The organism is Ollibium composti, from assembly GCF_004801285.1.
Classification (GTDB): Bacteria; Pseudomonadota; Alphaproteobacteria; order Rhizobiales; family Rhizobiaceae; genus Mesorhizobium; species Mesorhizobium composti.
Map to the genome: position 1 here is coordinate 162,718 of NZ_SSNY01000012.1, position 6,265 is coordinate 168,982.

Below are 6,265 nucleotides of genomic sequence, written 5' to 3' on the forward strand. Positions count from 1 at the left end.
GCCATTATTGTACACAATAGATGTGTGCATTCGTGACAGCCAAAGAATGCGAACGAAGGGCGCACGCAACGGTTCAAACGGGAGGAACTTCATGAACAAGAGCCTATTGTCGGCAAGCGCTGCGTGCGCACTAGGTCTGCTCGGCGCGCTGGCGCCGGCCGTTTCCCACGCCGATACGCTGGACACGGTCAAGCAGCGCGGCAAGCTGATTTGCGGCGTTTCGCTGGCCACGCCGGGCTTCGCCGCGCCCGACGACAAGGGTCGCATGGGCGGCTTCGACGCCGACATCTGCCGCGCCGTCGCGGCCGCCGTCTTCGGTGACGGCGACAAGGTGGATTTCGTGCCCACCAACATCAACACCCGCTTCCAGGCCCTGCAATCGGGCGAGATCGACGTGCTGTCCAGGCAGACGACGCAGACCTTCTCGCGCGACGCCTCGCTCGGCCTCGATTTCGGCCCCGCCGTCTTCTACGACGGCCAGGGCCTGATGGTGCCGAAGGACCTCGGCGTTTCCAGCGCCAAGGAACTGAAGGACGCGGCGATCTGCACGCTGCCCGGCACCACGACGGCGCAGAACCTCACCGATTTCTTCGGCGCGCAGGGCGCGAAGTTCGAGATGGTGGTGTTCGAGAGCCCCGACGAGAACCGCGCCGCCTTCTACAGCGGTCGCTGCCAGGCGATCTCATCCGACCGTTCCGACTTAGCCTCGATCCGCGCCGTCGCCAACAATCCCGACGACTATGTCGTGCTGCCGGAGACCATCTCGAAGGAACCGCTGGCGCCGGCCGTTCGGCAGAACGATTCCAACTGGCGCGACATCGTTTCCTGGACGGCGTGGATGCTGATGGCGGCCGAAGAAAAAGGCATCACCCAGGCCAATGTCGACGAGAAGCTGAAGAGCGACGACGCCGAGGTGCAGCGCATGCTGGGCGTCACCGACGACCTTGGCCCGATGCTCAAGCTCGACAAGGCGTGGGGCTACAACGTCGTCAAGGCCGTCGGCAACTACGGCGAGGTGTTCGAGCGCAACCTCGGCGAAAAGACCAAGCTCGGCATGACGCGCGGCCCCAACACGCAGTGGAACAAGGGCGGCCTGCTCTACGCTCCGCCGTTCCGCTGAAGACGCCGGCCTGCGCCCGCCTGACGTGCGCAGGCCGCCTTCGTCAAATCCTTCCGGCGGCGGTGTCGCGATGGCATGGATCAATGACGCGCGCTATCGCGCGGTTTTCTATCAGGTGCTGGCGATCGCGGCGGTTGCCGCGCTCACCTGGTCGATGTTCGCGACCGCCAGCGCCAATCTCGCCAAGCAGGATATCGCCACCGGCTTCGGCTATCTGTCCAGGCAGGCCGGCTTCGTCATCAGCGAAGCGGCCATAGACTACAAGCCGACCGACAGCGTCGGCCGCGCGCTGCTGGTCGGCATCGCCAATACCGTCAAAGTGTCGCTGCTGGCGGCGCTGTTCGGAACAGTCGTCGGCTTCGCCGTCGGCATCGGGCGCATGTCGCGCAATCCGCTGCTCCAGCGGTTGATGCTGTCCTACATCGAATTGCTGCGTAACGTGCCGCTGCTGCTCTACCTGCTGTTCTGGTACGCGCTCATCATCAACGTGCTGCCGCCGGTGCGCTCGGCGCTGACCATCGGGCCGCATGTCTATCTTTCCAACAGCGGGCTGGCGCTGCCGGCTTTCTCGCTCGATGGTGGCTGGGTAATGCCGCTGGCGGCGCTCGTCGCCGGGCTTGGCATGGCGTTCGCGGTGAGGCGCGTCTCGCTCAGGCGGCGCCTCGCCACCGGCCGGGTCAATGCCGGCGGATGGATCGCGCTGGCCGTCGCCGTCCTGCCGCTCGCCGCCGTCTGGCTGGCGGGGGGGCTCGCCGTTACCTGGGACATTCCCGAGGCCGGCCGCTTCCGCATCACCGGCGGCGCGCAGGTGCGGCCGGAATTCGTCGCGCTGCTGTTCGGGCTGGCGCTCAGCGTCTCGGCCACCGTTGCCGAGATTGTGCGCGCCGGCATCCAGGCGGTCGGCAAGGGCCAGTGGGAAGCCGCCAGCGCGCTCGGCCTGCCGCGCCGCCGTACCATGCGACTGGTGGTGCTGCCGCAGGCCATGCGGCTGATGGTGCCGCCTTTGACCAACACCTATCTCACCGTCTTCAAGAACAGTTCGCTCGCTATCGCCATCGGCTATCCGGACCTCGTGATGGTGTCCAATACGGTGATGAACCAGACCGGACAGGCGATGGAAACCATCGCCATTTTCATGGCCGTCTATCTCGGCCTGTCGGTTGCCATTTCGCTCGTCATGAATTGGTACAACCAGCGCGTCGCGCTGAAGGAGCGTTGAGCGTGACCGATCTTCCCCTCTCGATGGATCGGCAATCGCCGCCGCTGCGCAGGTCCGGCTGGACCCGCACCTGGTTCGGCACACCGCTCAACAGCGCGATAACGCTGGTCTGTGTGGCGACGCTTCTGTTTCTCGCCAAAGAGGCGATCGGCTGGCTTTTCTTGCATGCCACCTTCGAGGGCACGCCGGAGACGTGCAAGGCGGCGTCCGGCGCCTGCTGGCCGTTCCTGACGGCGAAGCTGCGCTACATGCTGTTCGGCTTCTATCCCTATGAGGAACAGTGGCGGCCGCTGGCGGCGCTTCTCCTGTTTTTCGGCGGCGCGCTGGCGTCTATGGCGCCGAGCCTGTGGGGCAGGGCGCTGCTCGCCGCCTGGGCGTTCGTGCTGGTGCCGGCGCTCGCCGTCCTGATGGCCGGCGGCGTGTTCGGCCTCGCCTACGTGCCGACGACGCAATGGGGCGGCCTGCCGCTTTCCTTCATGCTGGCCTTCATCGGGCTGGCCATCGCCCTGCCGCTCGGCATCGGGCTGGCGTTGTCGCGCATTTCCGCCATGCCGGCGATCCGCATGCTGGCGATCGGTTTCATCGAGGTCGTGCGCGGCGTGCCGCTCATCAGCATCCTGTTCATGGCGACGGTCATGCTGCCGCTGTTCATGCCGGACGGCGTCACCATCGGCAAACTGCTGCGCGCGCAGGTCGCCATCATCATTTTCGCCGCCGCCTATATCGCCGAGATCGTGCGCGGCGGCTTGCAGGACGTGCCGAAAGGCCAGGCCGAGGCCGGCTCGGCGCTCGGCCTCGGCTACTGGCTGGTGATGCGCAAGATCGTGCTGCCGCAGGCGATCAAGAAGGTCATCCCGCCGCTGGTCGCGTTGTTCATCGGCTTCTTCCAGGACACGACGCTGGTGACGATCATCGGCCTCGTCGATTTCCTCGACACGGTGCGCTCGGCCATGCGCGATCCCGCCTGGCAGGGCATCGCCGTGCTCGAAGGCTACCTCTTCGCGGCCGCCGTCTATTTCGTCTTCAGCGCGCTGATGGGCGCCTACAGCCGCTTCCTCGAACGCCATTTCAGGACGACGCAGGACTAGCACCATAAAGGTTCTGTGCAATGTCGAGACGTGGTTGCCTATGACGAGACGGATTTCGTCCATGGCAGAGGCCGCAACCGCACGGTCATGCCGGCTTGGTCAACATCCTTTGCCATTCTGGCGAAGAGCCGATCGCCAAGGGCCTCATTCTGGCATAGGGGAACAATCTTCAGTAACCCAACGCCAGCCCGTCTTTTCTCTGGTCGGAGCCACCGATCAGGACACCGCGTTGATGGTCGATCCAGACAGCCTGGGCGCCGCCCAGAGGGGTCGCGACCGTCTCGACCTTGTGCCCGGCCTCGGTCAAGTAGCTGACGACTTCGGGAGGGACATTCGCCTCCACTTGAACCAGATCGCCATAGCCAAACATTCGCGGTGCATCGATTGCCGCCTGAAGGTCCAACCCTTCTTCAAGGAGGCCGATCAGCAAGGCTGCATGCCCCGCAGACTGATATTGTCCGCCCATGACGCCGAATGGCATCACCACTTTCTTGTTTTGCATCAGCATGCCAGGGATGATCGTATGCATCGGCCTTTTGCGGGGCGCCAGGCAGTTCACATGCGTGCTGTCAAGATTGAAGCTGGTGCCTCGGCATTGAAGCATCACGCCGCTCTTAGGGGCCAGAATCGTCGAGCCGAAGGGGACGAAAAGCGAGTTGATGAACGAGACCGCAAGCCCGTCCTTATCGACGACGGACAGGCAGATTGTGTCTGTCTCCCAGGGCGCGATCTGCGCGAGCGCCTGCGGAGCGGGCGCCTGGCAATAGTCACGCACGGCCTTGATCGACCCTTCGGAGAGAAATTCTCCGATGTTGATACGCATCGCCTCGGGGTCGGTAATGCCCAGGTTGCGCAGATGGTAAGCCTGTTTCGTCGCCTGGATATACAGATGCGCGCGCAGCTTCGGATCTTTTGCGTCTTTCCACGGAGCCCAGTCCTCGAGAGCCGCGAGGATGAGAAGCGCAGTGGCGCCCTGGCCGTTGGGAGGACATTCCAGGAGATCGTAGCCGGCAAACCGACCTGACAACGGTGTGACGAAATCGGCAGCCTGGGCGGCCAGATCGTCTTGGTTCTGCGGGCCTCCCAGCGCCGTGAGCGTAGCGATGATGTCGTCCGCGACGGCGCCGTCGTAGAAGCCGGCCCTACCCCTGCGGCCGATCTCCCGAAGCGTGTCCGCCAGTTCGGGCTGCCGATGGGTATCCCCGCAGCGCGGCGGTTTCCCGCCCGGAAGGAACCGGGCGCTTGTGGCCGCGTTGCGCGCCAGCCTGCCGGCGTGCTGTGCCCAATCATGCGCGACGCGAGGGGCGACGGCATAGCCGTCCTGCGCTCGGTTCGCGGCCGGCTCCATAAGCGCGTCAAGCCCGAGCTTGCCGAACCTTTCATGCAATCGGCACCAGGCGTCGACCGCACCGGGGATGGTAACCGCCAGCGGGTCGTTGTCGGTGATCGCGGTCAGCGAGTGCCTGCCGGCGGCTTCCAGGGATGCGCCGGCAGCGGAATATCCCGATCCGTTGATGGCGATCGGTTCTTCGCCCGGCCGTGCGACGATCGCGAAACAGTCGCCGCCGATGCCCGTCATCGCGGGCTCGACAACGCACAGCATCGCGCTCGCGGCAATGGCCGCGTCGATCGCGTTGCCGCCCCGCCGCAGCACCTCGATACCGGTCAGCGAAGCGTCCGGGTGCGACGTCGCGATCATCGCATTGGTGCCGTATGCGGCAGACCGCCCTTTCAGAAAATCCCTCGCCATCAGGTGCTCTCCCCCTCGTTTTCGTCTCTGGTCGTGATCGGCGGTACTTCCATGCCTGCCGTCAGGAACGGAATGAGGTGCGCGATCGCGGCTTCCGGATCGGACATGTTGAGATCGTCGCCCAGCAGCCGCTGGAGCCGACCGCTGTCGGCGCGGACATACATCATCGCTCCGAAAACGCAGGCAAGTCGCCAAAACAAGTCCTCACGCGACAGGTCGGGACAGGCACGTTTGAAGGCATCGACGAACCGGCTCGAAACCGGATCGTACAGTTCGTAGACGATGCGCCGAACTTCCGGAGACGGGTCCACGGAGGACCTGCCGGACAGCTTCCGGAACATCTCCGCGCCGGGCGAGGTGCTGGCGCGGAAGGCAGGTTCCAGGAATGCCCGCAGGACCTCGCCGACGGCCGGCCGGCCGGCCGAGCGCGCCATCAACTCTTGCAACAAGGCTTCCCGGTCCGCGTTGACCGGACCAACCCGCCGCTCGAACACGGCGCGGAACAGCCCTTCCTTCGACCTGAAGTAATAGTTCGCGGCCGCGAGGTTGACGCCCGCCTCGGTCGTGATGGTCCGGAGCGATACGCCGTGAAATCCATGCTCGGCAAACAATCTTTCCGCCGCATCGAGGAGGCGATCCTGGGCATCCGGCCCTGCTTCGTTTGGGTGCATCACATTTCCAAACATGTGATTGAAACGAACGTTTGACACACAAGATACAATCTGTAATGTCAGGCCAACCTGCCACGGTCAAGTGGCGTCGACGGGAGAATTTGCATGGGCCGATATGTAACGCTGACCTCCAACTCCGGGCAGGGCCGGCCCGACGAGGCGGTGCTGAGGCCGATTACGGACGACAGCGTCAAGGAATTTACGGCCGAGCACATTGAACTCGGCGAGGCTGCGACCCTGAAGCTCGCAGTTCCGTCCCGGTCGGATGGATACTTGTTCGTGTTGGCGGGTGTTGATTTCCGCTGAGAGCTGACCCGGGATTTTCGCCGAGAAGTGACCCGCCTTCATGTATGGTTTGGGTCTTAGGTTTTGGTCAAGGGGCGGCTTTCTCCTTCTTGCTCGTTGCGGCCTGTGCTG

The 6,265-nt window shown here is 64.3% G+C and carries 6 protein-coding genes; 4 read left to right on the forward strand and 2 right to left on the reverse strand.

Annotated features, from left to right (window positions below; genetic code table 11):
* Positions 1-91 precede the first annotated feature (91 nt).
* The 3 genes from E6C48_RS19040 to E6C48_RS19050 all read left to right on the forward strand — a co-directional run bounded on the left by E6C48_RS19040 (position 92) and on the right by E6C48_RS19050 (position 3,427).
* Positions 92-1,120, forward strand: coding sequence for an amino acid ABC transporter substrate-binding protein (locus tag E6C48_RS19040; RefSeq protein WP_136359759.1), 1,029 nt, complete (start codon positions 92-94; stop codon positions 1,118-1,120).
* A gap of 70 nt (positions 1,121-1,190) precedes the next feature.
* The gene (locus tag E6C48_RS19045; protein WP_136359760.1) at positions 1,191-2,339 is read left to right on the forward strand and encodes an amino acid ABC transporter permease; all 1,149 of its coding nucleotides are present in this window, start codon (positions 1,191-1,193) and stop codon (positions 2,337-2,339) included.
* Between the two features lie 2 nt (positions 2,340-2,341).
* On the forward strand, positions 2,342-3,427 hold the full coding sequence (locus tag E6C48_RS19050) for an amino acid ABC transporter permease (protein WP_230978867.1): 1,086 nt from the start codon (positions 2,342-2,344) through the stop codon (positions 3,425-3,427).
* Between the two features lie 169 nt (positions 3,428-3,596).
* On the opposite strand, the gene E6C48_RS19055 is transcribed toward E6C48_RS19050, so the two are convergent.
* Positions 3,597-5,177, reverse strand: coding sequence for a gamma-glutamyltransferase family protein (locus tag E6C48_RS19055; RefSeq protein WP_136359761.1), 1,581 nt, complete (start codon positions 5,175-5,177; stop codon positions 3,597-3,599).
* The gene (locus E6C48_RS19060) at positions 5,177-5,848 is read right to left on the reverse strand and encodes a TetR/AcrR family transcriptional regulator (protein ID WP_168734582.1); all 672 of its coding nucleotides are present in this window, start codon (positions 5,846-5,848) and stop codon (positions 5,177-5,179) included. Before E6C48_RS19060 ends, E6C48_RS19055 begins: the two co-directional genes overlap by 1 nt.
* A 105-nt stretch (positions 5,849-5,953) precedes the next feature.
* Between E6C48_RS19060 and E6C48_RS19065 the strand changes: the two genes are divergently transcribed.
* The gene (locus E6C48_RS19065) at positions 5,954-6,154 is read left to right on the forward strand and encodes a hypothetical protein (protein ID WP_136359763.1); all 201 of its coding nucleotides are present in this window, start codon (positions 5,954-5,956) and stop codon (positions 6,152-6,154) included.
* Positions 6,155-6,265 lie beyond the last annotated feature (111 nt).

Coding starts and splice junctions, on each gene's coding strand:
- E6C48_RS19040 (WP_136359759.1), top strand. CDS start 92: ATGAACAAGAGCCTATTGTCGGCAAGCGCTGCGTGCGCACTAGGTCTG.
- E6C48_RS19045 (WP_136359760.1), top strand. CDS start 1,191: ATGGCATGGATCAATGACGCGCGCTATCGCGCGGTTTTCTATCAGGTG.
- E6C48_RS19055 (WP_136359761.1), bottom strand. CDS start 5,177: ATGGCGAGGGATTTTCTGAAAGGGCGGTCTGCCGCATACGGCACCAAT.
- E6C48_RS19060 (WP_168734582.1), bottom strand. CDS start 5,848: ATGCACCCAAACGAAGCAGGGCCGGATGCCCAGGATCGCCTCCTCGAT.
- E6C48_RS19065 (WP_136359763.1), top strand. CDS start 5,954: ATGGGCCGATATGTAACGCTGACCTCCAACTCCGGGCAGGGCCGGCCC.